A 26838-nucleotide genomic window follows, 5' to 3' on the forward strand; every position below is an offset into this window, starting at 1 on the left:
AGCATGACAAAGTTTGCTGATATTAAAGGTTTTGTATTCGATCTCGACGGGGTCATCACCGATACCTCGATTCTCCACGGCACGGCTTGGCACCAACTCGCCGACTCACTGGGCGTGACCTGGACCAAGGAACTGGGCGACGGCCTCAAGGGCATTAGCCGGATGGACTCCCTGGAAATGATTCTGAAGGCCGGTCACAAGGAAAACGACTACACCCAGGCCCAAAAGGAAGAGCTGGCCGCTCAAAAGAACACCAACTATGTAGCCGAGGTCGACAAGATGACCCCCGCCAACATCCTGCCCGGCATGAAGGCCTTCCTGGACGATTTACGGGCCAAGGGGTACCAACTATCCCTGGCCTCCGCCTCCAAGAACGCCCCACGGGTCTTAGGCAAGCTGGGACTGACCGACTACTTCCCGAAGATCGTTGACCCGGCTAGCCTGAAGCACGGCAAGCCGGATCCTGAAATCTACACCAAGGGTGCGGAACTGCTGAACTTAGATCCCGCTCAATGCATCGGCCTCGAAGACGCCGCGGCCGGCGTTCAAGCCATCAACGGGGCCGGTGAGACCTCCCTGGGGATTGGGGACGCCACCGAATTAGGCGCCGCCGACATGGTCTTCGCCGACACGTCTGCGGTCACCCTGGCCAACATCGCCAAGCACCTCGACTAGTTATGATTCGCTGCCGTTGGCATTCATTTCACCAATATGCATGCGGCCATCTTAATAAAAGACCGGCAGACAATTCTCAATTGAGGATTGCCTGCCGGCTTTTTTGGTTCTTTAAAGTTTTTTTGATTAGACTCGGAGCTGATCCGCTAGGCAATCAAGCCGAAGTGCCGCAACCCCTGAACGATGCCGTCGGCGGTGTTGGTGGTCGTGATGTAGGCCGCCTGAGCCTTGGCCTGCGGCACCCCGTTGCCCATGGCGATGGGCACGGTGACCTCGTCGAACATCTGCAGGTCGTTCAAGCCATCCCCGAAGGCGTAGGTTTTGACGCCGGTCAGGTGGGCCCGCTGCAGGAAGGTCTGAATCCCACTCTGCTTGGTCACCCCGGTCACCATGGTGTCCAGCGCGCGGGGGTTGTTGCGAACGAAGCTCAGCTGCCCGGCAAATTGCTGGTTATAGCGGGCCTCCTTGTCCCGGTTAAAGACGTTCAAAAAGTTGATGTCCTGAGTCCGGTACCAATCCGGATCAACGACGGCGTGCAGCCGGAGCAACTTAAAGTTGTCCCGGGTGTCCTGGGTGGCTTGGCTCAACCGAAAGCCCCGGTTGTTAAAGTACCCCACCGGGTCGCCCTGTTCCCGGGCAAAGGCGGTCAACCGCGTCAACAGGTCCGGCGCAATCACCGCGGCGGACAGCCGCTGCCCCTGATACTGCACGTAGCTGCCGTTCGCGCTGACCACCGCATCGATCCCCGTGGCATCTAACACGTCTTGAATCTCAAAGATATTGCGGCCGGTCGCAATCACGGGCAGGATCTCATGCGCTTGCATCTCGTGAATGGCGGCGATGCTGGCGGGTAAGACCCGTTTCTGGTCATCGAAGAGCGTCCCATCTAAATCAAAAAAAACAACTGCTTTTTTCATTCTAACTTTTAGCCTCCTAATCCAGTGTTACCAACACTTCCATTATACAACAATGGCCAAAGGCCCCAAATTGCCGGGAGATTTTCGGCCCAGACGATGTGGTAGGTCCCTTTTTTATGGTACACTATAGCTTGTATTTTTAATAAAAGAGGGGCTATCATGGTGATTATTACAGCAGGAATGATTGGGGTCGGTAAGACGACCCTTACAGGCAAGATTGCGGCACACTTGAATACACAGGCATTTTTCGAACCAGTCGGTGATAACCCGGTGTTACCACTCTACTACCGGAACCCAAAGCAATATGGCTTCTTGCTGCAGATTTACTTTCTCAACAAGCGGTTTAGCATGATCAAGAAGGCGTTGGCCGATGATAACAACGTCTTGGACCGTTCCATCTATGAAGATGCCCTCTTCACGCGGGAAAACAACGCGGAAGGCAACATCACGGATACCGAACTCGAGGTCTACTTAAACCTCTTGGACAACATGATGAATGAACTGACCGAACTGCCCAAAAAGGCACCCGACCTGTTGGTCTACGCCGACGCCGACTTCGACACGATCCTTCACCGGATCAAGAAGCGTGGCCGGGACTACGAACAATTCGACAACAACCCGGAACTGGAATCCTACTACAAGAAGATGTGGACGGCTTACAAGGGCTGGTACGACGACTACGATGTAAGTCCTAAGATCAAGATCGACTTACAAAAGTACGACTTAGAGACGCCCGGCAACATCGACATCGTTTTGGGCCAAATCGACGATGCGTTGAAGGATATCCGGACGACCGCCTAAAGCAACGCCATCACCGTTCTCCTCGCGAGAGCGGTTTTTTTGTGCAAAAAAAGGCCAGTTCCGGTCAGGAACTGGCCCCCATAACTTTCTCAATTAACGGCCCGCCGTCTCAGACGGCAGCAGGATGATTTGACTATCCCCGTCGTCGTAAGCCAAGACCGTCTCCGGCAGGCTATCGGAATAGGCGTATTGCGTGTCAAACGCCGCGCGCAACGTGACCTTGTCATCGTCGGTCTGCACGTACTCGTACGTGGTCTGGCCTTGATTGTCGTGGAGCTTAAACGTCAGTAAGTTCTCTAGCGGAAACAGCCCCTGCAGGTCGTGGTCGATAATCTCCCAAACGGCATCGATCATTTCTCCGGGAAGAACGGCCACGGTGCCGTAGCTCGCGTACCGTGCGTGATCACTTTCAAACATTTTCTCGCCTCCACTCGCGTCTAATTGTTTCCATTATACCGTAGTTGTTTTAAAAACGGGAGAAATTATCCCTGATTTCCAGTGACCGTCTGGGTGCTCCGCCGGTCGAAGCGGTTGACCAGATACGAGACCACAATCAACAAGGCACTCGCGATGAAGATGGCGTGTAAGCCGTTGTACAGGATGCCGTGCAACGTCGGTAGCAGCTCCGCCGACAGGTTCTTCGCGGTCTGCGGGTTGATCAACTGGTTCATCATCGCCAGGGACGTCCCGTGATGGCTGGCGACCCCGCGACTCATGGCCACGTTCATGATGATTCCTAGCAATGACACCATGATGGTCTGGCCCAACGTCCGGGATAAGGTGTTAAAGGAGGTCGCGACCCCCACCTCATCGACGGCCACGGCGCTTTGCACCGTCACGGTCGTGGTGGTGATGGTGATCCCGAAGCCGGTCCCGCAAATGGCCGCGATGACGAAGAAGCACCAAAACGGCGTCGTTGCGGGAAGCAGCGCCATCGTCAGACCCCCGATCAGGATCAACGTCAGGCTGATATTGATAATCTGGTATGGTGACCGCCGCAACATCAGTTTTCCGGCGATGAAGGAGCCCACGATCCACATCAACGAGCTAGGCGTGATGGCGAACCCGGCCTGGGAGGCCTGTAAGCCCAGCAGTCCCTGCGTCCAGGTCGGCAGGTAGACTTCAAAGCCCATGATGAACCCGCTGACCAGGGCCGCGATCAGGTTCTGCACCACGAAGGTCCGGTCCTTAAAGAGTTCCAACGGGATCAACGGGTCACTGGACCGGCGTTCCTGACGAATAAACGCCCAGAAGGCCAGGACCGTCACGACCAGCCCGGCGACGACCCAGCCGAGGCCCAGTTGGCCATCCCCCAGCAGCTGGAAGGTCAGCATCAACGCCAGCAGACCCACGGACAACCAGAGGCTGCCGCCCCAATCCATGGTAAAGTGCTTGCGCTCGCTATTCTCGTTCAGAAAGAACCAGATCAACGCCATCGTGACGATGCCGATGGGGATGTTAATGAAGAAGATCCAGTGCCAGCTCAGTTGGTCGACGATAAAGCCCCCCAGTAAGGGAGCGACCACGGCCGCGATTCCCCAGGCCGAGCCGTTTAAGCCCATGACCCGGGCCCGCTGTTCGACCGGATAGATGTCGGCCAGGATGGTGAAGGAGACCGGCATGATGGCGCCGGCCCCAATCCCCTGCAGCGCCCGCCAGGCGATCAGGGTCCCCATGCTATTGGACAGACCGGACAGGGTCGACCCGACCACGAAGATCAGCAGGCCGGCCAGAAAGACCGACTTCCGCCCCACCGTGTCAGCGAGTTTCCCGTAAATGGGCGTCGCCAACGCGTTGGTCAGTAAGAAGATGGAGAAGACCCAGTTCATCAGGGCCACCCCGTGCAGGTCCCCAACGATGGTGGGCATGGCGGTCGAGACGATGGTGCCCTCGATGGCCGACATAAAGGTCGCGACGAAGACGGCCCCCGTGACGACCCGCACGTTTGTTTGTTGCTTTGTCATGTTTCTGTTTCCTCCTACCGTCGGCCCAACCACACAACGTTTTTGAGCAGCCTACGCTGCTCCCCAAGTTATTAAAACTGTAATAGACCCATTATCCCGGCTGCCTGCCAAAATTTCAAGTCCTAGCCGGAAAATTTTCGGTCCCGCTAACGGTTTATTGCCTAATTAGATGGCGGTCACAACGCTCAATAAAAAAGGACCCGGAGCAAGCGCCCCGAGCCCGTTAACTGAAAATACTTTAATCTTGTGCCAGTGCAGCCTTCAACGCATCGACCTTGTCGAGGTGTTCCCACGGCAAGTCCACGTCGGTCCGGCCAAAGTGACCGTATGCCGCCGTTTGCTTGTAGATGGGCCGCTTCAGGTCCAACATCTTGATGATGCCGGCTGGCCGTAAGTCGAAGATTTTCCGGGTCGCGGCGGCTAGCTGACTCTCCGCCACCTTCCCGGTCCCAAACGTATCGATGGAAACGGAAACGGGTTCCGCCACCCCGATGGCGTAGGCAATCTGGACTTCACACTTGGTCGCCAACTTGGCCGCCACGATGTTCTTGGCGATGTACCGTGCCGCGTAGCTTGCAGACCGGTCGACCTTGGTCGCGTCCTTCCCGGAGAAGGCCCCGCCACCGTGGCGAGCAGCCCCACCGTAAGTATCCACGATGATCTTCCGCCCCGTCAAACCGGCATCCCCTTGGGGACCCCCGATGACGAACCGGCCGGTCGGGTTAATGAAGTACTTGGTCTGGTCATCCAACAGCTCTGCTGGAATCACGGCCTTGATCACTTGGTCGATGACGTCCTGCCGAATCTGGTCCAACGTGACGTCGGGATCGTGCTGGGTACTCAAGACCACGGTGTCCACCCGTAACGGCTTGTCCTGGTCATCGTATTCCACGGTGACCTCAGCTTTTGCATCGGGCCGCAGGTAGCTGATGGTGCCATCCTTGCGCAACCGGGCGATTCGCCGCATGAGCGCGTGGCTCAACGTGATGGGCAGGGGCATGTATTCGGGGGTCTCGTCGACCGCGTAGCCGAACATCAGTCCCTGGTCACCGGCCCCAATCTTATCGAGTGGGTCGCCGTCGCCTTCCCGTTGTTCCAAGGAGTCATCGACCCCTTGGGCAATGTCGGGTGACTGCTCGTCAATGGCCACTAAGACGGCACAGGTGTCGCCGTCGAACCCAAACTTGGCGTCCGTGTAGCCAATTTCCTTAATGGTTTCCCGGACAACCTTTTGGATGTCGACGTAGGCCTTGGTCGTGATTTCACCAAAGACCAGGACCAATCCCGTGGTCACCGACGTCTCACAGGCGACCCGGGAGTCCGGATCCTGTTCCAGCATGGCGTCCAGAATGGCATCACTGATCTGGTCAGCAATCTTATCTGGGTGGCCCTCAGAAACGGATTCGGATGTAAATAAATGTCTTTCTTGCAATGGATATTCCCCCTAAATATGGTGGGCGCCAAGTTGACCGATAATCTCGGCGCCGTTCGGTTACAAGGCAGCTTCACGGCCTGCGTGAATCCTATCGGGAATTGACTCATAACTTAAAAAGCTTAACACAAATCTTGAAAACTGACAAAGAAACTCCCGGTTATCTTGCGAGAATCGTTGACCACTCCGCCGACAATTACTATTATTAAGGTTAAACGTGCATTGGATAACCCAATACCGATCTCAAGTTGACTGGAGCGATTCCATGACCTCTTTAACGGCCTTTTTTAAAAACCGGACCGTGCAACAAGTGTTTCTCTTTACCTTTTGTCAAAATCTGCTGTGGTGGCTCATCGGCTCGACCGCTTCGACGGGCCAGCCCCTGGACTGGTCCGTCAAGCTGGCCCTCGGCGGGTACGGGATTCTTCTGGCCGCCGGCTACTTTCTGATTCTGCGGCGCCACTTTCAATCCCACATCGGCCCCATCCTGGTGGTGGCGGCGGCCACCTTGGGCCTGCTAGCGGCCCCCAACGACCACCTGTTACAGCTATTTGCGGTCTTGCTGTGTGTCTTTTTGGTCCTGGCCTGCATTCCGCAGCTAGGGTTGCAATCCGTCTATGGCCTGGTGGTCTTTAGCTTTCTGGCCGGGTGTGGCGTCCCGGTCATCCTGTTCTTTTTGCGGAACCACTACCTGGCGCTGCAGTTCATGACGACGCTGGTGCCCGTCATGGCCAGCTACCTGACCTTTTTCGCCCCCTACTACCTGCCGACGCCCCCGGACTGGCGCTGGACCCTGATTCCCTCCGGCATCCTGATCCTCGCCATCCTGCTGCTCCCGTTTTCCTGGAAGACCTGGGTGGCCATTCTACTGGTCGGGGGCTACTGGGAGCTCAACCGCCACGTCACGGTGGCCTACCGATTGGTGACCGCCGGGGTGGTTCAGCTCTTGGTCGGCTACCTGCTGCTGCGCTAGCCGATTAGTTTAAACTTTCGCTAAGCTCCGGGCGTTTCGGTCGGCGGGTCCCCCAATTATGCTAAAATGAGGCATCATAACAGTATGGAGGAACCGCAATGCCCGAAATCAAAGTGGTCGGCGATATTCGTAGCGGTAAGTACCAACCTACCCTGACCGGCAACGCCATCGTTGACGCGGCGCTGATCGATCATTTCTGTCACCAACTGGCCAGTACCTTGCACCTGGCCCCACATCAAGTCACCGCTGAACACCATTGGAACCAGACCCTGCGGCCCCAGAACATCTACATCATCGAAGACCGCATCTGGAACGCCAGTCGTACGCCCGGAAAACACCCCAACGTGTTGACGGTTCCCGCAACGGACCTCCAGCGGGGCCGCATCACTGCCATTGGTCAGCGCTTGGCTGCCCTGCTCACCCAATCTACGACTCATTGAAACGATCGTCCCGTTGACTAACTGGGAGGATCGTTTTTTAGGTATACGCTAAGATACTGATCTGGTTCGCCCGTAACCAATAGGAATAGTCATCTAAACTCAGCTTGAGGGTCATGAGGCCGTCCAGCCACTGCAGCGACTGGTGCACCATCAGGAATTCATTTTGATCACAGTACAGGTGGTGGTTCTGCACGGTATAGGTCCGGCGCACCGCCATCTTCAATGTGGGGTACCGGAGCGTCTCCACGACCGTCCCCCGGACCAAGTCTCGCGGATTGATCTGGGGCAGCTGGTCCAGGGTATAGCTACGACGGCGCCGTGAAATCTGGTCATACAGGGTCAACTGGTACACCATCGGGACGGGCTTGTTCAGAAACGCACCGATGGTTCGGAAAAATTCCTGCCGGAAGCGAATCAGATCCGTGAGGTCACGATAAAACTGGCGGTTATGCTGGTAATTGGCGAGGGAAACCGTCAAGCCGGCTTCGGCCTGACGTAAAACCCGGTCATAGATGCGACTCACCAGTAAAAATTGATCGATTAAACGTCGTTCGTTTTCTGTCATGGGGGCTAAATCCTCCTGAAATTCGACTAGGTCGGTTAATTTTTGGCACGGTTTTACGGAACTATCTGTACTGCCTGACTGTTGCGACTGCTTCTGATCCATCACGGTATGCCTTCCTCTCGGTAGTTTTAGAGACTAGCTTTACAAAATCTCATCATAAGATTAGCTGTCTACGGAAAACAGAGTATCACATTTTGTTTAACTCGCAAACTCCTAAGAACCACCCGTGAAGTGGTCTATCCCACCCTAATATTATTCGATTGATAAAACGGGCAGCACGGGACCCTGAACCGGTTACTTCTTCCCTAAAACACGGTCCTCGACCAGTGTAAACGGCTTTACCAATTATTAAAGTGGCAATACCAAATATTGGTCTAGGTGTCCTTTCAACGCACTTCTTGTCATTCGGGGGGCGGCCCGGTATAGTTAAGGCAGAGACATGAAGGAGGCAGCACAATGGCAACAGATATCTTAGTGACCACCACGGAACACATTCCCGGTCAAGAATACACCGTTATCGGTGAAGTTTTTGGGTTGACCACGCAATCCAAGAACGTCCTGCGCAATATCGGCGCATCCCTGAAGAACGTCGTTGGGGGCGAAATCAAGGACTACACGAAGATGCTCGACGAGTCCCGCAACATCGCCGTTGACCGGCTGAAGCACAACGCAGCGGCCATGGGGGCCGATGCGGTCGTCATGATGCGGTTCGATTCCGGCTCAATCGGTACGGACATGCAGTCAGTCGCCGCATACGGTACCGCCGTTAAATATCGCTAGCGTTCCGTCAACGGGTGACCACTCATGCCAGTGGCCACCCGTTTTTGCGTCCCGTTAATTCTTAAGATTCCCCTCCTCCCGCTGATTTAGCCACACCATTTCGGTTAGAAGCCTGTTCAAGCCCCTTAAATCGTTATAGAATAACCCATGAACTGCTTCATTGACTTATGGAAACAGCTTAATTTACGCATCACGGGAGGAATACCATGAAATCAGCAAAACTCTGGACGGTTGCCTTAGCAACCCTCTCATGCGGCCTGGTTCTGAGCCTGAATACGTCCGTTACGGCGATGGCCAAGACCACAAGTTCCAAGACCACGACCACGGTCCACAAGGGGCACTACCGGATTGCCAAGTACGCCGGCTTTACCAGTAAGACCTACCGGACCGGCTACCTCATCGACCCGGAACGGAACTACAGCTTTTACACCTTCGACCAATCAACGGGGCGGTCAGGCTCCCACGTGGCCTTCAAGATCAAAAACGGTCTCATTCCCTTAAAGGTCAAGAAGAATGGTAAGAATAGTGCGGGCGTCCACGTCTACGACGTTCTCTATAAGCAACTGCACGCCTCCGAGGAGTACTGGACCCATTACAGTACCGTGCAACCTTACAACGTCACGAAGCTCGATAATCAGACGGTCACCTCGGAAACAACTCCGTTCTCCGGAAAGGCGGTCCTGCCTCACGGCACCAAGGCCAAGCAGATCAAGATCTGGATGACCGACAAGTCTGGCAACCGGAGCGTCTTCTACAAGCACGTTAAGGGCGGTTGGAAGTACAGCGGTGTCATGTAACCGTGCGTCCGTCATCATTGCCAGCTAAGCACCTCCGGGTCCCTACCCGAGGTGCTTTTTGTGTGCCGTCCCCCTGCGCACAAAAAAAGAGCCAAACGCTGATAATCAACGTTTAACCCTTTGCATACGAGATGAACCTTATGATACCGGAGGTGGGGACTGGATAGAGCTTTCTATCCTTGGTATAAAGGCATTCCATTTATGGATGGGCGTTTTTTGGGTGATTTTTTTCTAAAAATATTTCTTTATACCAATTTATACCATCTGATCCGGATTCCAGATAACCCCATTAGGTCATCAACTTTTCTTCTATTATAGTGCACTATTCTGATAGACGAGATTCCATCTCAATCTTTCGGTCAAGCGCCTTTTTGGCCCTCTCCTGCAAATGCGCGATGGCAATTTCCTCTGTTTCATACGTGGTTCATGAATAGCCGCCAATCGAACGACCGTTCTCGAATCAAAGTAAAACACGAACAGTTTAAAATAATAGAAAACATTCTCTGCGTACCTGTATACAAAACAAAAAAGACTATGTATACTGGTTTTAGCGAGTACCAATACACATAGTCTTCGGGTAAGCCAGTTGCTATTAATTTAGCGGCTGGCTTTTAGTATGTTTCGGAGATAATTTCAAGTACAGAATCCAAGAATTCTTGAGGACAATGTTCAACAAGTAAGTATATACAAAAGTATATACTGAGTCAAGAAATTACACAAAAAAGCCACCCACCTCGATTAGGAGATGAGTGGCTCAATTTTCTTCTATTCTGTTTTGCGGATTAATTTGACCATGGCTTTGTTGGCCGTGATGTAGTTGTCCTTGCTGACCTCTACCCGGTAGACGCTACCGTACTTGACCGCTTTACCGTAGACACGGGACCCCTTGGTGTAGAGCGCCCGACGCTTATGCGCGGCCTCAAATTTCAGCGTACCATAGACGTTGACTTGCTTGGCTGTGACCTCAAAGAGACCATCGTCAGACCAGTAGGAAGCCTTCTTGGCTTTCGTCTTGGTCCCCGACAAGGTGCCATCAAAATCGTAGCTGGCGTCGATGCCGTGCCAAGTGCTGGAGAACTGCCAAGCATTGGCGTTGGCCACACCGGGTTGGCTGACGCCATACGCAGCAACCCAGATGTGCTTATCCACCAGTTGGGACCGATTGATTCGACCGGACGTGAACCAGCTCCCCGAACCATACGTGACCACATTCTTGTAACCGTGCGCGATCAGGTACTTAAGAAACACATTGACTTGCGTGGTAGTCGTCCACGGTAAATCGCCCGCTTCCACATCGATAGCGAGAACGGTGGACTTATCGAGACCGAACTTTTTTACCCACGCGAGAAAATAAGCCGCTTCCGCTGCGCCACGGCCATGGAAGAAATGGTAGGCCCCCACGGAACCAAACACTTTATAGGCGTTGGCAATCTGGGCACCCGCGCGGGGATTAAGATAGGACGTCCCCTCGGTCAGCTTGACGATGGCCGATATGGCGCCCTGGGACTTTTTCGTCTTGAAGAAACTCAAAGCGCTAGACTGGTACCCGGACACATCAATGACGATTTTACTCATCTTCGCCACCCCCTTCGTCTTCATCGGCCGGCATCGGGGTGATAGTCGTGTCTACGCTGGTTCCCCCGGATGCCTTATAGAGTTGGTAGGCCCGTTCGACCAGTCCGGCGATGGTATCGAGGTCGAGATGGTGCCCCAACTGGTTTAGCTTGCTCGAAACTTGGGAAATCCCCGCATTTTTGCGTTCACGCTTGGTCAGACCTGAGTTAACAGCGAGCTCCGGAACCGCGACACTAGCGAGTTCTTGGCCCAATTTCAAGGCTTCGGACACGCTCTCTGACGACACGTTCAGCTTGCTGGCTGTATAAGTGTCCGAGTTGGTGTTCAGAATCAACCCGAAAAATCCGAGAATCAGGCCAACCGACTTGATCAGGTCTTCAACTTGTTCCGAGGTAATGTTCAACCCAAAATAATTGAAAAACCCGAGGACAACAATGGCCAAAATTAAAACGGCCGATAAAATATCGACCGCTGAATGCTTACTGAAACTCAATTTGAATTTACTCATTTCATCTTCTCCTTAAGGTCATTGATTTCTTGTTCGTTGACCGTGATACGTGTCTCGTGGTTATCCAGCCGCCGGTCGTGCTCTTCGTGAACTCGATCAGCGTTGCTACCAATCCCATCGACCTTGCTAGATAGTTGGTCGATGGATTGCTTCAACGCTTGATTGGCCAAGTTCGTAGGATTGACGATTGTCACTTTGACAATCCACGAAACCGCACCAGCCACTGCAATAATGATCGTGACAATGGCAGCCATCTCAGTCCAACGATATCCAAGAATCCAATGCGGCGGCGTATGCACTTGAATAGCAGCGATTGTCATCATGAATAAATAATTTAATCGCACAATTTCTTCACCCCTTACCAACAAAAAATCCCATCAAAAAAGCACCAATCATCAATCCTAAGCCACAGGCGTAGAGGATGAATCGGTGCTGGTAGAGTTTTTTGCGGAGCCTAGGACTTTCTTCACATCGTCCTGCAAGTAGGCTGGGACTTCTTCAATAGTACGACCACCGTCCAAAACGTTGGCGGCATAGATAGCGGCTAAAGCTGAAAATTTAAAGTTTAACATAGTTTATTATCTCCTTATTTGTTTGATTGTAACTGCGCCAAAACGGTTTGGGTATCAGACCAAAACGGGACTGGTACGGCTTCAATAGTCCGTGTGCCATCAATAATTGCTTGCGCGTAAATCTGTGCCAATGCAGAATATTCCATTGCCATCACCTCCTAGGATTCACTCGCTGCCGAACTTGCTGGGGCTGCTGTACTTGTTGCAGCTGAGCCGGTGTCGGTCGTGGTACTAGCCGGTGTTAGTTTTGAAGACAAGTAATCGACGGCTTCCATCAGCCCTTGCTGCGTTAACTCATTGGCTGACTTAAGGCTTTTATTTTCAGTTTGCAATGACTCAATTTGCTCACCCTGCTGGTCAACCTGTTTAAGCACCTGGGTGTGCGGGTCATAAGTTACTTCGGCGTCTGGATCATCCACACACAACATTTGTGGCTTGCCGTCCGGCCCTTTAATCGGTTGCCCTTTATCATCAACCGCCGGCACGGTTTTCTGCTTGACCATCTTCCAACCAGCGAATGAATCAGCACCATACTGGACAGCATCCAGTTGATAGACGGCATAACCGGCCGGAATTGGATTAGGAACTTCTGCGCTTATTAGCATTTTTTATTACCTTCTTTGCTGTTTTAATTGAACAGTTTGGTTTAACGTATTTTTGATAAAAGTTAAAACTATTAGAGTGTTTTAGCCACCCCCAATAGCTGATGACCACCCTAGCATCAGCGGTGGTGATAAACGTGTGCTGTTTAATGCGTTTCAGCCGCCTCCGAATTCTAAGGGCAATGCTTGATCGTAAGGTTAAGTGGCTTCGATAAAAGCGAAATCCCAAAAAGTCAATGGGGCGATCGCGGATATGAAAAACTTGCCAATTACCTTTAGTCTGCAATTTCTCATTTGCCAGAAAACCAGTGATCTTAAGTTCCAATTTATGAAGTTTACGCTTATTCGGACCCAGAATCACCAAATCGTCCATATAGCGCATATAATACGTGGCACCCCAGTCATTTTTAATTTTGTGGTCAAGGGATTCTAAATAGAAATTTGCTAACCATTGGGAAGTATAAAGCCCTAATGGCAATCCGCTTGAATAACAGTCAATAATGTCAAAGAGAAGTTTTAAAACTCGCTCATCTTTGAAGCGATGCTTCAGCTTTTGTTTTAAAATCCCATGATCAATTGATGGGTAAAAATGGTGTACATCCATTTTTAAACAATACTTAGTGTGCTTGGGGTCACTCTTTAACCACTTAACAAGCACTCTACGCCCTTGACCAGTTCCCCGACTGGGAATGGTTGCCATGTTATATTCATACATACTTTTCAGAAAAACCGGTTGTAGAACCAGCATTAACGCCCAGTGAATAATCTGGTCAGGGAAGAACGGTGAAGAGGTAATAATCCGGTGCTTTCCACGCTCCATGATACTTTTTTCGGCAACATGGCTTGGCTGATATTCATAGCTCAATAGCATAGTCTGAATTCGCATTACATAGACATCAATATCATTTAGAACTCGTTTAACGTTCCGATGATTTCTTTTACCCTTTGATGCCTGTAAGATTGCCAACTTAATATTTTCAGGATCAACCACCTTTTCAAACAAGTGTCCGTATCTTTTCACATTTCACCTTCTCGTCTATGACGTTCGTTTTTAAATTTTAAATGCTTATTAATCTCAAGAAGTTTCGACATTGCTACTACCTCCTGCTTTGTATCGATGAATTTTTGGCAAGAGCCACGGAAGATTAGGTGCATTTTTACATTTACTCATCATTAATTCGATTAATATGGAGGCGGCAACCATCGTTAGCGTTCGCGTTAGTAGACGAATTGTCCCGGTTCGAGTTGAACAGACCATCGTTAGCGCCATTGCTCCAGTTGCCACCGCACCCAAAATCCCTAAGAATGAATTGCTGGGGGAAGACTCCCCCAGACCTCTACGGCAAAGCCTTTTTAAGGAGGCGGCAACCAACGCCAGCGTTCGCGACAGCAGACGAAATGCCCCGGGACGAGTTGAACAGACCACCGCCAGCGCCAACGCCCCAGTAGCCACTAGTTTCAAGGATTGTGTTGCCTGATCCCGGATAATCGTAATCAGCATAGTAGGTTGAATCCGAACCACTATCATCAGTAGAAAATTGCGCGTAAGGGTGGACACTGTCAAATCCCAGAGCTTTAATGTACTTATTTGAGCCGCCTGATATTGCTGCGTAGCTAGTTTTTACATATGGGGTAGCAAATAAATCGCTTTGGTACTTTGTGGCATCTTCACAAACCCACGGTTGATTATCTTTGAAGTTAACGCCATCACAGAATTGCCAAATATTGCCATAGAGATTCTCAATGCCTCGATAAGACATGACGTTTGAACCACTTCCAGCCGTTCCAGATGATCCTTTATGACTGTCAGCGGCTCCAGATTTGACAGCGCTTGAACTGTTATCGACACCTTCCATAATGCTTTGCGAATTCAGGGTAGCAAACTCGATGATAAACAGCACTTGCAACATATCCCACGCATGGATATCCCAAATCTGATAGCCAGTGCCATTAGCTTTGGCTGCACTTCTAAAATCAACAATAGACAAGTTGACTAGTGGTGCTTGACCAGCAACGGAAGTCGGCTTACTACTTGAGCCAGTGGCATCATAAGCGCCGATGTCGATGTAATCCAGCTCTTTAGAATTAGTAAAATCCCAAAAGCCTTTGGGCAGATACCAATCATCACCATGGGATACCAGTGAGACTTGCCAGGTAGCTGTCCCGTTATTAGGTGATCCGGTTTGAGTTTTCCGGATATAGAATTTGGGAATCCGCACGAAGACATTCCCCATGCTATCGGTCACTCGGTGCATGCCTTTCCATGGTCCCACATTATCAAAATCGTTCTGAGCACCATTGATACCGGCTTTGAGGCCAACTGCCGCGTCCGTCCGGGTCAGCGTTGGACTACTCTTACGATCCCACGAAGCCCCATAAATACTGTCATCAATTGGTACATAGGTGAACTGAACGGAATTTGAAACACCACTCTCGGCGTTGGCATTCATGGCCGTTGCCTGCACATCGTAGGTCGTCGTCTTATTCGGCTTGGTAATTAGCTCTTTCAGGCTACCGGTCAGCTCGGTGCCCACATCGAGCTTGGTAGCATCGCTTTGGCCGTCCACGTTGTAGTACAAGAAGTATTTGACAATCGGCGTTGGCGTGGTCGTTGGCGCAGTAATCGTATAGGTGCCATCATCAGCGATTGCCAAACTTGGTGGCGTTGAACTAGCCTTTTCCGGGTCATAGTTCCATTGAACCGTTGAACTGGGGTCGCTTTCGCCAAACACATTAGTCGCCGTGGCGTACGACTCAAAGTTGGTAGCCATGGTTACTTTTGATAAGTCAATCGTGCCGGTCAGTTTATCCGATGTTAGAGCTATCTTGGTAAAGTCTCCGTTGCCTTTAACTCGATAGTACAGGGTATAATCGGTAATATGCGCAATATCAGCATTCTTGGAAGCCGTAATCGTGTAGTTACCGTTATTATCGAATGATAAACTCGGCACACCCGCATACACAATTGTCAGATCATCTGTAGTTGCCACGTCAATTCCAGACTTTTGTAGTTTTCCTGTAAAATTGGCATCTTGTCCCGTTCGTGCTAGGTCAGGCGGTAAACTGCTTGCTAGTAATAACGGATTATTTTTGACCATTGGGACGGTATCAAAATTGTTTGTGCCAGATAGGTGGGCAACCTTGTTATCGTCAGCAGGTGTGTAACCAATTTTATCTTGCTTGGCGTTAACCTCTTCAATTCCAGCAACATCGCTAGCTGGTTTACGCATATCCGCCGTGTGTACGACCGTACTATCATCAGCTTTACCGCTTAATTGCGTATCCGCGTATTCCTTGGCCGACTTGAGTGTTTCCACGTCGCCATCAGCTAAATCCTTGGTGGTCGCGATGGCATTGCCAGCACCGTCCACCGCACCCTTTTCAAGCGTAACGGACTCCTTGAAGTCCGCTGGCTTGCTACCGTCGATAACGGTGGCAGGAATGTTAGCCTTGATATCATCAATAGTTGCGATGTGTTTTGATGCAAAGATTGCATCAAGGTCGGCTTCATTAAGCGAACCAGCCTGACTGACAGTAATCAAAACATTATCGGCATCACTAACCGTTGTATCAGTCTGGAATGAATCATTTAAGTTGGACTTACCGTCATATGCAGCGATGCAGTCCGGTAAATAACTTGGTAATACTCCATACAGAATTTCATCCCCGTTTTCTGGTCGTGCATAAAACCCGACTGTATAGAGACTGTATGCCGTCGTCACATCTTTAGACGGAAAGTCCACCCGCATAGTCAAGGTAGTGTCATCCTTCTTAATGATTCGTGAGTAGTTGACTGTCTGCTGCACATCTTCAAGTGACGTGAGCTTTTTTAAATCGTTGACCGGAGTAGCTGAGTAATCATGGCTTGAGGCCACTGCTCGGGTGAACTGGATTTTATCCAAGCCCCCAAGCGTTCCCGTTGCCAGTGATCGACCAGCTTCGGTCAAATAGGTAGTATCAAATTGCACTTTTATCCCTCCTTATAGACTTGGTGAAGCCGCTGTCGCTGAGTGACTGTGGCCACGGTCGTATTATCATCCGTAGTGTGTGCGCGGTCTCTCATGCTATCCATAACAGCAAAATGAGAACGCTCCTTTTTAGTGGCTGTGGCCACGTATAGTGTCTGGGTAGCGACAGCTTGAAATTCCACACTATCCAGGCGCACTTCTGGCATCACTGCGCCCCGTAGCGACTTCACCAAAAGTGCCGTTTTCCTTGGCGACTTAGCGTATTTATTGGGAACGTTGACCAGCTTAAAGGCTTCCGGGTCACCGCCAAGCTGTTCCGGATCGGTGATGACGTCGAACTCCGTTGGATCACATTGCAAGATGAAAGCAATCAGGTCGATCATGTCATTTTCAGTGACACCGATTCGGTTAAGCATCCAAGCCAGCCGCACCTCAAACCGCAAGAAGTCATCATCATCGTCGATCCGATGGACGCCCCAGTCGGCTGCAGTATCTTCGAGCGTTTTGCCCTCCTGATTGTCCAGCAGACGCAGTTCGTAGATTTGCTTGAAGTTATCCAGCATGGCGATGAATCGGTCCGCAATCACGTTTAAGACAGCTTGGTTGGTGCCCCCTTCGTCCTGGCTTTGCATGGCCGGCAAGGTGTCCAAGATTCGGGCCCGCCAGACGTCATCGTCCAGGTCCAGGTCGGCCCAGTATTGTTGCCAATCCACCTCAATCATTCAGAATCACCTCGATATCATCGGCCGTCACGTAGGCTAGTGAGTAGTCGTCGACTTCGACGTTTCCCAGTGCCATCTTGGCTTTGTCGGTTCCCAGCGTGAGCTCCATGCTGGCGATGCCAACAACTTGCCAAATGTACTCAAAAAGCTTCGAGTACTGCAGCGTGTCCCCCATCTTGAGCGTACGATCATACTCGATGATCTTGTTCTTGATGTTCGTGGGCCCGTTGTCAGTGTCGAAGCTATCGTTGGTTTTGAGATTGACCTGGATGTAGACGGTCTGCGTCTTTGCTCGTGAAAAGTTGATGATTCGTTTTTGTCCGGCGTGGTTCGTGATGGTCCGCGATACTTCGCCGTAGGTGTGCCCGGGAAGTCCGACAGACGTCGCCAGCACTTCGGCCACATCTTGGTCGGCCCCACCAATCACATAAGCGTGGGTCGTTTTCGCGGGGTTCCCCCGCTCGTCAGTCTCCAGCGTGTCATTGAAATCGACCTTACACTGGACCACTCCTTCGACCGTCTCAACTTGGGCTTCGATGCCATCTTGAGTTGAGTCGGACTTAGCCAGCTTGTACTCGAAGACACGGCGCCGATAATCGACTTCTGATTCAGCCTCAGCACCACCGGTTGACGGTTCTAGGTTAGTGACCTGTGCAACCCCGGCGATGCCCTCAGTGCCGTCTGAGCCACCTTCATCGGTGACCGTTCCGGACCCAACGTTTCCAGCAGAGCCCGGAAGGTCGGCCTGAGCTTGGACTGAAACCCGGCCCAGCTCGTTGCCATCATCATCGGTGAGCGGGACGTCTTGCCCCGTATCATCCTTGACGATGGCCACACCAGGTACCATCGCTTCATCAAGCACATTGAAGACGACACCCGTGGCCGTGCTGTACTGCGTTCCCTCGGGGATCTCCGTGTTCGGGTCCGCGTCGATTTGCAGGTATACGGTGGCCGACGTTGCTGGCTTGCGGGGAATGTTTTCGTCGGTCCCGATGATGTCGAGATCATCGTTGCGGCCCCGTAAGACGGACGCGGCATTGTAGTCGATTTGGCCCACCTCGTCCATCTTGTGGAGCAGTTCAGCCATCAGGCCGAAAAGCTGTCCCGTATGGCTGGCGTCACCAGTTGGCGTGTTCGGCCCCATCCAGGTCAGAGCACTCTGGTTCACCAGGTCACGGTGGTCGTCAAACTCTTGTAGATCATAGCCTCCGCTACTAGAAACCGGCATTGTCATTCACCTCCGTTTCTCCGTTTGCCACTTGCTCGTTGCCATCATCGTCGAGGTACGTGACCTCAGTTTTGATGGTGGCCGTTCGCCCATCTCGGTCGATACTGTCGACTGTCAGACTGACGAAGTTATCGAATTGGGACTCCAGGTAGTCGTTCATCTCCGACTCAACGGCCGTTTCGTCATCAAGTTCGGATTCAAGGCTGAGGTGGTCCAGGCCAAAGCCAGGGTTCCACCGAAGCTCGCCCCGGTTGGTCCCCAGAGCTATCCGTGTGCTCTCGGCCAAGTCTGTGTCGTCCATCATGACGAAGTCCCCTGTGTCGGGGTCAATCTTCAAGTTGCCGTCTTCATCAACGGCTAAATCCATTCTCATCGAATCACCCCCACAACCGTTCCGTCGTTGATGCTGTGCATGCGCCGGCTGGCAATGCTGTACAAGCCTGCCCCAACGAAGTTGTCCTGGTCGCGATCATCAAAGGACACTTCCACGATGTCCCCTCGCTTGAGCTTCACTGGCTTACCGTCCTTGAGATACTCAGCCGCGGAGGCCAGTACCAAGCAGTCACCGATAACGGCCCGCGTAGAACCGTCAGACTGCTTGACCAGCGGCTGCACATCCGCGTACATCGGGTGGCCCCAGCTCAGGCTGACGACTTGGCACTTCAAATGAGCATGCACGCCTGCCTGGAAGTAGGGCATCAGCTCTTTTACCAAAAAATCTAATGGATCATTTTTATCTTTGCTCATGCTATACCGCCTCCACTTCACAAGTTGTTTGCATGTCGTCCAGTGAATGCGTGTAGTTTTTGACCCGCACCAGGGACTTGATATTCTCAGCGACGTAGAAGACTGACCCATTGGCCACCATCGGGTTGAGGTAGGTGACTACCGTCCAGGCGGTCTTCTTGCCACTCTCATCGCTGATAGTCGGCATGTTGACTAGCCCGTCCTTGAGCGTGAGATACAAGTGGGTGTCCCACGTCTTAGGCTTCTCTTCGTAATCGATGATCACATCATCCATGCGGTACCACAGGCGACTGTCGCAATCCTTAGCGATGGCCTTCATCTCGGCCAACGGACGCTTAGAAAGCGTGTAGCCGTGCTTGTACACCTTGTTCTTCTTGAGGTGCAGCACGGCTACTGGGATATCTGCCTCGCGAGAGATGCGCTCGATGATGGTCTTGGCCTTGACGCCCTTCTTGAACCGAATGTTGATGTTCTTCTTCTTCGAAGTGGTCCAAGTGATGGTCTGGCCCTTCGACGTCTTGTAGGAGTGCTTGACCTGGGTCGTCCCTGAGTAGGCGCTGTAGATGTTCTTCGTCTTCGAGTAATCTTTACCAGCAACGAACGTGATCGAGATAAACCGGTCTTCACCGTCACGGGCCACTGGGGCCACCTTGGTGATGTTCCCGGCCCCAACGATGCCGAAAAGGTCATACCCGCCGGCCTTCACCACAACGTGCAGCTTGTCCTTGAACAGGTTCTCGTGAGCCTTGCTCAAGTTGTAAATGCTGATGGTATTGGTCGCCGGAGACCCACCGTCACCGCCGTTTATCTCGCCAGTGATTTGGACCCCGTACCCCTTAGGGTGGAAATTGGTAAACCGATAGGTCCCGGATTTCGTGAAGAGATCTAGTTCGATTTTGGCGCCGTACCAGGTCTTCTTGTTTGGGTTGGTGATTTTAAGACTCATCGCCGTCACCATCCTCGTAGACACTGTCGTCATCCGCCAAAAATACTGAATCTTGTAGATTGGCGATACTGCAGGTCGATGACTGGCCAGATTCATCCAATGGGACCAGACGCTCTGGAGGAAGCCAATTCTCATGGCACCAGTACCAGAGTGGGACGCCGTAGGTCAGCGGCTCGCCCATGATCTTATGGTCGGGATTGTCCACCGACTCCAAGTCAATGGACAGGACCCCACTCGTGTCGTTCTTCTGCAAAGTCAAGTCAAAGGTTCCGTTCTCCAGATCGATCTCGCGGCAGTCTGGCAGGTTATTCAGGTCAAATTCAATCGTGTCACGTTTCACGGGATCACCTCCTACTTGGGAATCTTGAGTTTCTTGCCAGGGAACATCGTCTTGAAGCGGGAGCCATTGAGCTTAGTCAGCTCGGCCACCGTCGTGTGGTACTTCTTCGCCAAATCCCAGTAGGTGTCACCAGACTTGACCGTATGACTTTTGTACTTGCCCTTGTCGGTCCCGTTCTTCTTGCTGGACTTGACAGCACCCTTGGACTTGGTCTTCTTCTTTTTCTTCTCGTACAAAATATTTGCTTGCTTCACGTAGTCAAAGGTGATGCTTAGCTCAAGCCCAGTGTCCTTCGGCACGCCAGAGACCGTCTTCGAGATGGAGGCCATCTTGACGTGGTTCCAGTGTGAGAACCCACGGATGACGAACTCCGTGTCAAGACGTTGAAGCTTCTGCAAGGCCGCAAACTGCTTAGAAACGGCCGCGTAGTTCTTCCCTTGTAGCCAGTATGTCCCGGACAGCTCTTTGGTCGTCCGGGTCGACTTACCAGCGCGAGGGTCCGACTTGTCGACCCCGATTGAGGTCGTCTCGTTGGCGTCTGTTTCAGTCGGTTGAACTTCACCTAAAAAGAAAACTGTCGACTTCATGAGGTCCGCACGGTAAAGCGCGGTTTGCCCCATGAGCGGCAGTTCTTTTCGTTTGGCGATTTTGTCGTCAATTTTGGCCTTGTTCGCGACCTGTAGTTTGTGCCGGGCCTCGGCCTTACGGGCGTTGTACTCCTTCTTCAAGGCCTTCAGCTTGGCCTTATCGGTCAGCTTCTTGGTCTTGAGACTGGAGATTTTGTTCTTGGCCTTGTTGGCGGTACGGCGGGCAGTCGATTGCTTCTTGAGCTGCTCTTGGTACCCCTTCGAGCTAGTCAGCTTCTTCAAATCCGTGAAGGCGGCCTTTTGGGCCTTCTTCATTTTGTCAATGATGGTCTGCAGTTTCTTTTTGTCTGCAGCCTTTTTTGTCTTCTTTAGCTTGGTCTCCGCGTCGGAGATCTGTTTTGTGATTGAGTCATAAGCACCCTTCTTCGTTTTATAGCCGTTAGTTTTGTTGAGATAGTCATCGGTATTGTCCATGATGCCCTGCTGCTTCTTGACGATTGCGTTTTCCTTGGCAATCCCCGAGGCATCGGTGCTCACAGCCGACTTGGCACTTTTCAGCCGTTTTGAGAGCTGCGCGTCAGTCATCAAGGCCGGCACGTCATCCAAGAACAGCGTCGGGGACACGACCTTCCCGCCGGCCTTGATGTACCGGCTGACTGTGGCCATGACCTGCTTGGATACCGGCTTGGTGGCGGTCGGACTGAACTTGACCTTGTTCTTGATCTTAATCGTCAAATCACGAAGCCTCCTTCACCTTGGTCAGTACCGGTCCCGCGCCGAAGCATGTCGACCAGTTGCTGGCCGACCTTCTGCATGTCGTTGCTGACCTGCTTCGAGACTTCATCAGCGTTGCCGCCTTTGATCTCGAAACGATTGGTCATTTTGATGTTGATTGGCCGACTACTGCCAGCTACCCTTGCGGCAGGCCGCGGCGCCCGTGCACGTCCGGAAACAGCATTGGAGACCGCAGCAGAAAAGCCCGAGCTGTCGACACCGGCACGGGCTTGAATTGCGTCCTTGATTAAGCTGTCAGCGTTTGGCTTGTTTGGGTTGATGGCCACTTCGCGCGATTTCTCACCGAAGATGTTGACCTTCCCGGGTTGCGACCAACCGCCGTTGTCATGCAACGCGGCCTCGACCTTGCGGGCCCCTGCGACGTGTTGCGCGGTATAGCCCCCACGTTCCCATTGAGTTGAGAACTTGGAAGCCAGGGAAGCCACAGAACCATTACCACGGAGAACGCTCTTCAAGACAGAACTGTCGGAGCCATCGCCCTTGAGAGCGAACTCCAATTGGGCTTCTGCACTCTTCCAGTTCTTGCCGTGACGCTTGGAGTAATTGATCAAAGCGGTCTTCCGGCCGCCCAACCATTGCCCCAAACCAGAGGCACCGCCACCGGGGTTAATCGCACCAGGGTTCAAACCGGATTCGAACTCCCAGTTTCCCAGAACAGCGGCGATACCGGCATTAGTAGCCGCACCGTACATGCTCTTGATAGCCTTCGCAAGCGTGCGGGCCCGACTGGCAACACTGCCGCCGAGTGAACCGACGTCTGCATCACCAATCGAATCCTGCAGGTTCTTCTTGATCCATTTGGCTGCGCTTGGTCCCAGTTGGGACTTGACCAGTGCGGTCATGGCCTTGCTGACCTTGGGTGCCTTGCTCTTAGACTTGAGCTTAGATGAGCCATTGTCACTACCACTCATCTTAGTGACATCGAACCATCCCTTAGTGGAGGAACCACCGTGGTCCCACAGAGAACCATGGCTGACCCCAATGTGAACGTGGGGGCCAGATCCAGAGCCGTTAAGCGGTCCCAGTGTGGCAATCTTTTGCCCAGTCTTGATGATGTCCCCGACGTGGACCAGGATGTTCTTCATCGTCCCAAATTCTTGGTAGATTTCCTGGTACCCGTCATCGGACTTGACCGTGATGACCTTGCCAAGTGCTCCTGGAGCCCAAACTGGATTTCCAGTCCGGGTGACCTTCCCACCATGAACAGCGAGAATCGGCGCACCTAAGTGGCTTGAGAAGTCGACACCATCATGAGACCCAAACGAACGTGCCGCCCCGAATCCGTTAGTCTTTGGCATTCCAGGGTCATGCCGCCAGTTGCCACCGGCCGCACTACCGTCGCCAGCATTGATCAGGCTCTCGATGTAGCCCCACATCGCGTTCTCCCATGGGACGCCCACCGTCTTGGCACCAGCGTTTGCTGTGTTGGTCAGCCCCTTTTGCAGGGTTGAACCGTTAGCCTTGACGTTGTCTGTGAACTCAGACTTGAACGCCCCGGATGGGTCGCCGGAGTTCTTAGACGCCAGGGAGCGGAGCTTGCTGTCACTGGCCCCGGTCCCCTTTTTGAAGTGTGGCAGATAAGGCCGAGCACGTTCAACTTGTGAGCCATTGAAGACGTTGTCGCCCTTCTTCAAGTGGAAGACGCCATTGTAACCAATCGGTTTGAGCAGCCGGTCGCCGCGTCCGACAAGTTCCTGACGGGGGCCGGTTTGCGCATCATTGAGGACTGCCAGTTGATCGCTGTCAATCGGTCCATTTGACCCGGTTGCGTAGTGGATTGGCTTCAAAACGGACTTGTTCCCGCCGAATTGGGCGAGTGCCGAGTCGATGCCTGAGAATCCGCCGTTGAGGTTCGTGATTGCGCCCTTCATGGCCGACTTGGCCAGACTGGGAAGCTTGCCAAAAATGCTGCCAAAGTCCGAGACAATCGCTTGGTCAGCCTTGGCCATGCCGTCTTGTAGCTTGTCCATGGTCTTGAGACCATGGTTCTTCAACTGCGTCAGCTGCTTGTCGGCACCCTTCTGGCCGGCGTCAAAGTCCGAAACGATTCCCTTACGGATTTCGTCCGTTCGCTTGTTGGTTTCAGACTGGTTAGTCTTCCACAGACGGTCAGACTGCTTATTGAAGCCAGTCAGCTTGCTGTGAGCACCCTTAGTTCCCTTGGCGTACCCCTTAGTGATATCAGACCCAATCTTGTCAGCAGAACGCTTAGTCTTGTATTCGGTATTCTTCATGGTAGCGTCATTGACGCCTTTTACCTTGACTGTCGTAGCTACAGAAGCAGCGCCAATAGACCCAGTCCCCTTGGCATAGCCCGGTAGAATCCGGCCTCGTCCGAGGCCACCACGCATAGCTTTCAGGCTGTCACGATGATTCATGATGTGCATACCAGCCGTGAGGTGCACCAGCTGCGGTCCGTGGTCGAAAATCTGATACTTACCAGAGCGAGCATCGTACCCAATTTCAGTCCCGGCCTCGGCCACCATAGCCATACCTGGTTTGATGGTTGGACCGCCTGAAGCGAAACCAGTTATCGGTTTTGTAACAATCGACTTTTTCTTTTTCTTCTTGGAAGTGATTCCAGAAGGGTTAAGGATTCCATGGCTCTCACTCGGATAGGTACTCTTAGTATTCACAGTACCAATCGGGCCACCAGTCGCATTAGTACTTAGGCTGTTAGTCAAAGCAGCTGTGTGTTTGCTGTTGTACTTGCGTTGATGATCGCTCTTATCACCCGCAGGTGATGCTGTACCATTCTTCTGGTACCAATCGGCCCATTTACTCAGCTGATCAGCGATTGCACCGCCAATATACGTTCCAACGGCAGCACCAGCTGGCCCCCCCAGATAGAAGCCGATCGCGCCGCCAACGGTGTCACCGCCAAGTTTCCAAGCGGCTTTGGCACCCTTCTTGGTTGAGATTCCATCCAGAAATACCTGAGAACCATCAGTTGCAAATTTGCTTGCGATGGTCATCCAAGCGATGTTGTGAATCGCATCAGAAAAGAGCCCGCCACCAGTACGGCCAGCAACCTTGGCTCCGTTTTTAATCTTTGTGGCAAATCCGCGACCACCGGTCTTACCTGCAGCAGTACCACCCTTTTTTGCTTCTTTAGCAAAGTGACGACCACCAGCAGTACCACCGGACTCAATTGCTTCTTCAATTTTCGTGGCAACTTTACTGCTGCTTTTGCCACCGCCGGCACGCTTACCTTTTCCGCCGCCAAACAAAATACCTTGATAAGAGTCAGCTGCATCTAAAGCCGTTGTGAGTTTTAGCTGCGTGTTGATTTCTTTGAGCATTTTCAGGAACTGGGTAGCTTTTTTGACAGCAAAAAAGCCGACCATAGCTTTAGCGGCCAGCTTAATTGCTCCTTTATGTTGATCAATACCTTTCAATAAATTATCAAGTTGGTCCAATGGGTCTTTCGCTGCTTTACCATTTTTATCGACTAGACCAAATGCATCGCCGATATCAGTGAGAATGTCAATGCTATCAGTCCAAACTGCTTTGCCGAATATTCCGCCAATATCACCAATATTTTTCATAACATCCAAGATAGTATCTTTATGCTTATCTAGGTAATTGATTCCATCTACCGCCGCACCAGTAACGACACCCAGTGCTGAGGACATGCCTTTGGCATACTTTTTCATCATGTCGTCTTTGAGCAAGTCTTGCATGGACTTAGCGGTCTGCTTGTCCATATTAAAGCTGGTCTTCATAACATCACCGGCCAACGTACTGAAACGGGACTTGAGGTACATGGACATCCCCATGAAGGACGTCATGGCTTCTTTAGTCCCACCCTCATACTTTTTACCAAGATAGGTCAGCGTATCAGTAAATTGTTTAGCCGATAGCTTCCCAGCTGCGGACATGGCATACAACTGTTTCATTGACTTGCCCGTCGCCTTCTGCAAGGCTTCACCGAACATTGGGAATCGGTTGATCATGACCGCCATATCTTCGGATGACGCCTTACCACCAGCAACAATCTTTGCAAATTGCTCACCAGATTCGGCTAGTGCGTCATTAGACATGTGCAGCGTGGAACCTAAAGCGATAAAGTCATTGGTCCAATTCTTGGTTTCCTTTTCGTTTGAATGAACGTGGTAGAAGGACTGAGCCATCTCATTCAAAGTGTCAGCGGCATAAATGGAATGCTGAGACATAGAGTTGATGTATTTGACCAGGTTCTTCCCATCCTTGGGTGCCTCGGTCGTCAGAGATGTCCACACGGTCTTCATCGTGTCTTGTTCCTTGTTGTACTCCATGCCGGCTTGAGCGGCCTCATGCAATCCGTTCGTTAAGGCGGCGACCCCATTAGAGATTGCTGTCCCGACGAACGTCCCCATGATGATGTCGTGCAACCGGCGGCTCTTCTTGGCCGTCTTGTCCATCGACCGGTCGACCTTGTCGAACTGCCGCGTCACATCACCGGCATTGACCCCGTTCGTGTCAAAGCTGACCTTGGTGGCCATGTCCTTCGGCATTTCACGGAGCTTCTTACTCAGACCAGTGACCTGGTCGCCAACTTGGTTGATTGACGTGCCAACCTTGCGAAAGTAGGCCGGCTGCTTGGTGCCATACTCGCCGACCACTTGATTCAAGTTGGCGTACTTGTCTCGCAGATTCGTGGTGACCCGAGAGCTTTCCTGAATTGACTTGCTGACCTCGCGGTTCGACGCGGCCACCTTGTCGTTGGACCCAACGGCCTTATCCATCACGTCGGTGAAGGTGCGGCCGAACGTCTTCAAGTCGTTATTTGCCGGCCCGAAGGCACTCCCGACATCGTGAATCTTGTCGATGACCCGAGTGATCGAGTTGTCCAGCTTCTCAAGCTTCTGCCACTCGATGTTGAAGCCAATTCCAACGTCTTCGCGTCTTAACTCTGATGCCAA

General features: G+C 52.1%; 27 protein-coding genes and 1 riboswitch. Of the genes, 6 read left to right on the forward strand and 21 right to left on the reverse strand.

Going from position 1 to position 26838, the window contains the following annotated elements:
* Positions 1–3 precede the first annotated feature (3 nt).
* Positions 4–675 (forward strand): beta-phosphoglucomutase, encoded by a 672-nt coding sequence (gene pgmB, locus FD37_RS01260; RefSeq protein ID WP_056962883.1) that lies wholly within the window; start codon positions 4–6, stop codon positions 673–675.
* A 146-nt stretch (positions 676–821) separates the two neighbouring features.
* Here pgmB and FD37_RS01265 read toward each other — a convergent pair whose 3' ends face one another.
* Positions 822–1592, reverse strand: a complete 771-nt coding sequence (locus FD37_RS01265) for a Cof-type HAD-IIB family hydrolase (protein WP_056962887.1) — start codon at positions 1590–1592, stop codon at positions 822–824.
* A 159-nt stretch (positions 1593–1751) separates the two neighbouring features.
* On the opposite strand from FD37_RS01265, the gene FD37_RS01270 reads away from it, so the two are divergent.
* A complete protein-coding gene (locus FD37_RS01270; RefSeq protein WP_056962889.1) occupies positions 1752–2393 on the forward strand; it encodes a deoxynucleoside kinase in 642 nt (213 codons plus the stop codon).
* A 93-nt stretch (positions 2394–2486) separates the two neighbouring features.
* Here FD37_RS01270 and FD37_RS01275 read toward each other — a convergent pair whose 3' ends face one another.
* The 3 genes from FD37_RS01275 to metK form a co-directional block, all read right to left on the reverse strand.
* Positions 2487–2810, reverse strand: a complete 324-nt coding sequence (locus tag FD37_RS01275) for a DUF960 domain-containing protein (RefSeq protein ID WP_045808054.1) — start codon at positions 2808–2810, stop codon at positions 2487–2489.
* Between the two features lie 65 nt (positions 2811–2875).
* A complete protein-coding gene (locus tag FD37_RS01280; protein WP_056962891.1) occupies positions 2876–4357 on the reverse strand; it encodes an MDR family MFS transporter in 1482 nt (493 codons plus the stop codon).
* 238 nt (positions 4358–4595) lie between these two features.
* Entirely contained in the window at positions 4596–5789 is a 1194-nt protein-coding gene (gene metK / locus FD37_RS01285; RefSeq protein ID WP_045808052.1) for a methionine adenosyltransferase, read from the reverse strand.
* Positions 5787–5906: riboswitch (SMK box riboswitch) on the reverse strand. It overlaps the preceding gene by 3 nt.
* A gap of 148 nt (positions 5907–6054) precedes the next feature.
* Here metK and FD37_RS01290 point away from each other — a divergent pair.
* On the forward strand, positions 6055–6762 hold the full coding sequence (locus tag FD37_RS01290; protein ID WP_056962893.1) for a hypothetical protein: 708 nt from the start codon (positions 6055–6057) through the stop codon (positions 6760–6762).
* A gap of 98 nt (positions 6763–6860) precedes the next feature.
* The gene (locus FD37_RS01295) at positions 6861–7202 is read left to right on the forward strand and encodes a hypothetical protein (RefSeq protein WP_045808050.1); all 342 of its coding nucleotides are present in this window, start codon (positions 6861–6863) and stop codon (positions 7200–7202) included.
* Between the two features lie 37 nt (positions 7203–7239).
* On the opposite strand, the gene FD37_RS01300 is transcribed toward FD37_RS01295, so the two are convergent.
* A complete protein-coding gene (locus FD37_RS01300) occupies positions 7240–7767 on the reverse strand; it encodes a hypothetical protein (RefSeq protein ID WP_056962895.1) in 528 nt (175 codons plus the stop codon).
* A gap of 456 nt (positions 7768–8223) precedes the next feature.
* On the opposite strand from FD37_RS01300, the gene FD37_RS01305 reads away from it, so the two are divergent.
* Positions 8224–8547, forward strand: coding sequence for a heavy metal-binding domain-containing protein (locus tag FD37_RS01305; RefSeq protein ID WP_045808048.1), 324 nt, complete (start codon positions 8224–8226; stop codon positions 8545–8547).
* 206 nt (positions 8548–8753) lie between these two features.
* The gene (locus tag FD37_RS01310; protein WP_056962897.1) at positions 8754–9344 is read left to right on the forward strand and encodes a hypothetical protein; all 591 of its coding nucleotides are present in this window, start codon (positions 8754–8756) and stop codon (positions 9342–9344) included.
* A 765-nt stretch (positions 9345–10109) separates the two neighbouring features.
* Here FD37_RS01310 and FD37_RS01315 read toward each other — a convergent pair.
* The 16 genes from FD37_RS01315 to FD37_RS13085 form a co-directional block, all read right to left on the reverse strand.
* Positions 10110–10919 (reverse strand): GH25 family lysozyme, encoded by an 810-nt coding sequence (locus tag FD37_RS01315; RefSeq protein ID WP_056962899.1) that lies wholly within the window; start codon positions 10917–10919, stop codon positions 10110–10112.
* Positions 10912–11427, reverse strand: coding sequence for a hypothetical protein (locus FD37_RS01320; RefSeq protein ID WP_056962900.1), 516 nt, complete (start codon positions 11425–11427; stop codon positions 10912–10914). The genes FD37_RS01315 and FD37_RS01320 overlap by 8 nt, the downstream gene beginning before the upstream one ends.
* The gene (locus tag FD37_RS01325; protein ID WP_147007758.1) at positions 11424–11771 is read right to left on the reverse strand and encodes a hypothetical protein; all 348 of its coding nucleotides are present in this window, start codon (positions 11769–11771) and stop codon (positions 11424–11426) included. The genes FD37_RS01320 and FD37_RS01325 overlap by 4 nt, the downstream gene beginning before the upstream one ends.
* A gap of 57 nt (positions 11772–11828) precedes the next feature.
* Positions 11829–11999, reverse strand: coding sequence for a CD1375 family protein (locus tag FD37_RS12990; RefSeq protein WP_170206967.1), 171 nt, complete (start codon positions 11997–11999; stop codon positions 11829–11831).
* A 14-nt stretch (positions 12000–12013) separates the two neighbouring features.
* Positions 12014–12145 carry a hypothetical protein gene (locus tag FD37_RS13190; RefSeq protein ID WP_263862270.1) on the reverse strand — a complete coding sequence of 44 codons (132 nt, stop codon included), beginning with the start codon at positions 12143–12145 and terminating at the stop codon, positions 12014–12016.
* 12 nt (positions 12146–12157) lie between these two features.
* Positions 12158–12604 carry a hypothetical protein gene (locus FD37_RS13075; RefSeq protein ID WP_225436324.1) on the reverse strand — a complete coding sequence of 149 codons (447 nt, stop codon included), beginning with the start codon at positions 12602–12604 and terminating at the stop codon, positions 12158–12160.
* Positions 12579–13622, reverse strand: coding sequence for an RNA-directed DNA polymerase (locus tag FD37_RS01335; RefSeq protein WP_056962904.1), 1044 nt, complete (start codon positions 13620–13622; stop codon positions 12579–12581). The genes FD37_RS13075 and FD37_RS01335 overlap by 26 nt, the downstream gene beginning before the upstream one ends.
* A 316-nt stretch (positions 13623–13938) precedes the next feature.
* A complete protein-coding gene (locus FD37_RS13080; protein ID WP_056962906.1) occupies positions 13939–16569 on the reverse strand; it encodes a hypothetical protein in 2631 nt (876 codons plus the stop codon).
* 2 nt (positions 16570–16571) lie between these two features.
* On the reverse strand, positions 16572–17291 hold the full coding sequence (locus FD37_RS01345; protein WP_056962908.1) for a hypothetical protein: 720 nt from the start codon (positions 17289–17291) through the stop codon (positions 16572–16574).
* The gene (locus FD37_RS01350; RefSeq protein ID WP_056962909.1) at positions 17284–18519 is read right to left on the reverse strand and encodes a baseplate J/gp47 family protein; all 1236 of its coding nucleotides are present in this window, start codon (positions 18517–18519) and stop codon (positions 17284–17286) included. Before FD37_RS01350 ends, FD37_RS01345 begins: the two co-directional genes overlap by 8 nt.
* Positions 18506–18892: a hypothetical protein gene (locus FD37_RS01355; protein ID WP_056962912.1), complete on the reverse strand. Its 387-nt coding sequence runs from the start codon at positions 18890–18892 to the stop codon at positions 18506–18508. The genes FD37_RS01350 and FD37_RS01355 overlap by 14 nt, the downstream gene beginning before the upstream one ends.
* Positions 18889–19266, reverse strand: a complete 378-nt coding sequence (locus FD37_RS01360) for a hypothetical protein (RefSeq protein ID WP_056962914.1) — start codon at positions 19264–19266, stop codon at positions 18889–18891. The genes FD37_RS01355 and FD37_RS01360 overlap by 4 nt, the downstream gene beginning before the upstream one ends.
* A gap of 1 nt (position 19267) precedes the next feature.
* On the reverse strand, positions 19268–20212 hold the full coding sequence (locus FD37_RS01365; protein ID WP_056962917.1) for a hypothetical protein: 945 nt from the start codon (positions 20210–20212) through the stop codon (positions 19268–19270).
* Complete coding sequence (locus tag FD37_RS01370; RefSeq protein ID WP_056962919.1) at positions 20202–20552, reverse strand: phage baseplate plug family protein; 351 nt, start codon at positions 20550–20552, stop codon at positions 20202–20204. The genes FD37_RS01365 and FD37_RS01370 overlap by 11 nt, the downstream gene beginning before the upstream one ends.
* 11 nt (positions 20553–20563) lie before the next feature.
* Positions 20564–21874 carry a LysM peptidoglycan-binding domain-containing protein gene (locus tag FD37_RS01375; RefSeq protein WP_056962921.1) on the reverse strand — a complete coding sequence of 437 codons (1311 nt, stop codon included), beginning with the start codon at positions 21872–21874 and terminating at the stop codon, positions 20564–20566.
* On the reverse strand, positions 21871–26838 hold the full coding sequence (locus FD37_RS13085) for a phage tail tip lysozyme (RefSeq protein ID WP_056962923.1): 4968 nt from the start codon (positions 26836–26838) through the stop codon (positions 21871–21873). Before FD37_RS13085 ends, FD37_RS01375 begins: the two co-directional genes overlap by 4 nt.

The organism is Levilactobacillus spicheri DSM 15429 (assembly GCF_001435095.1).
Taxonomy (GTDB): domain Bacteria; phylum Bacillota; class Bacilli; order Lactobacillales; family Lactobacillaceae; genus Levilactobacillus; species Levilactobacillus spicheri.

What these genes read in the sequence shown, in the direction of transcription:
- pgmB (WP_056962883.1), top strand. Translation starts at nt 4, where the DNA reads ATGACAAAGTTTGCTGATATTAAAGGTTTTGTATTCGATCTCGACGGG.
- FD37_RS01265 (WP_056962887.1), bottom strand. Translation starts at nt 1,592, where the DNA reads ATGAAAAAAGCAGTTGTTTTTTTTGATTTAGATGGGACGCTCTTCGAT.
- FD37_RS01270 (WP_056962889.1), top strand. Translation starts at nt 1,752, where the DNA reads ATGGTGATTATTACAGCAGGAATGATTGGGGTCGGTAAGACGACCCTT.
- FD37_RS01275 (WP_045808054.1), bottom strand. Translation starts at nt 2,810, where the DNA reads ATGTTTGAAAGTGATCACGCACGGTACGCGAGCTACGGCACCGTGGCC.
- FD37_RS01280 (WP_056962891.1), bottom strand. Translation starts at nt 4,357, where the DNA reads ATGACAAAGCAACAAACAAACGTGCGGGTCGTCACGGGGGCCGTCTTC.
- FD37_RS01290 (WP_056962893.1), top strand. Translation starts at nt 6,055, where the DNA reads ATGACCTCTTTAACGGCCTTTTTTAAAAACCGGACCGTGCAACAAGTG.
- FD37_RS01295 (WP_045808050.1), top strand. Translation starts at nt 6,861, where the DNA reads ATGCCCGAAATCAAAGTGGTCGGCGATATTCGTAGCGGTAAGTACCAA.
- FD37_RS01300 (WP_056962895.1), bottom strand. Translation starts at nt 7,767, where the DNA reads ATGACAGAAAACGAACGACGTTTAATCGATCAATTTTTACTGGTGAGT.
- FD37_RS01305 (WP_045808048.1), top strand. Translation starts at nt 8,224, where the DNA reads ATGGCAACAGATATCTTAGTGACCACCACGGAACACATTCCCGGTCAA.
- FD37_RS01310 (WP_056962897.1), top strand. Translation starts at nt 8,754, where the DNA reads ATGAAATCAGCAAAACTCTGGACGGTTGCCTTAGCAACCCTCTCATGC.
- FD37_RS01315 (WP_056962899.1), bottom strand. Translation starts at nt 10,919, where the DNA reads ATGAGTAAAATCGTCATTGATGTGTCCGGGTACCAGTCTAGCGCTTTG.
- FD37_RS01320 (WP_056962900.1), bottom strand. Translation starts at nt 11,427, where the DNA reads ATGAGTAAATTCAAATTGAGTTTCAGTAAGCATTCAGCGGTCGATATT.
- FD37_RS12990 (WP_170206967.1), bottom strand. Translation starts at nt 11,999, where the DNA reads ATGTTAAACTTTAAATTTTCAGCTTTAGCCGCTATCTATGCCGCCAAC.
- FD37_RS13190 (WP_263862270.1), bottom strand. Translation starts at nt 12,145, where the DNA reads ATGGAATATTCTGCATTGGCACAGATTTACGCGCAAGCAATTATTGAT.
- FD37_RS13075 (WP_225436324.1), bottom strand. Translation starts at nt 12,604, where the DNA reads ATGCTAATAAGCGCAGAAGTTCCTAATCCAATTCCGGCCGGTTATGCC.
- FD37_RS01345 (WP_056962908.1), bottom strand. Translation starts at nt 17,291, where the DNA reads ATGATTGAGGTGGATTGGCAACAATACTGGGCCGACCTGGACCTGGAC.
- FD37_RS01350 (WP_056962909.1), bottom strand. Translation starts at nt 18,519, where the DNA reads ATGCCGGTTTCTAGTAGCGGAGGCTATGATCTACAAGAGTTTGACGAC.
- FD37_RS01355 (WP_056962912.1), bottom strand. Translation starts at nt 18,892, where the DNA reads ATGAGAATGGATTTAGCCGTTGATGAAGACGGCAACTTGAAGATTGAC.
- FD37_RS01360 (WP_056962914.1), bottom strand. Translation starts at nt 19,266, where the DNA reads ATGAGCAAAGATAAAAATGATCCATTAGATTTTTTGGTAAAAGAGCTG.
- FD37_RS01365 (WP_056962917.1), bottom strand. Translation starts at nt 20,212, where the DNA reads ATGAGTCTTAAAATCACCAACCCAAACAAGAAGACCTGGTACGGCGCC.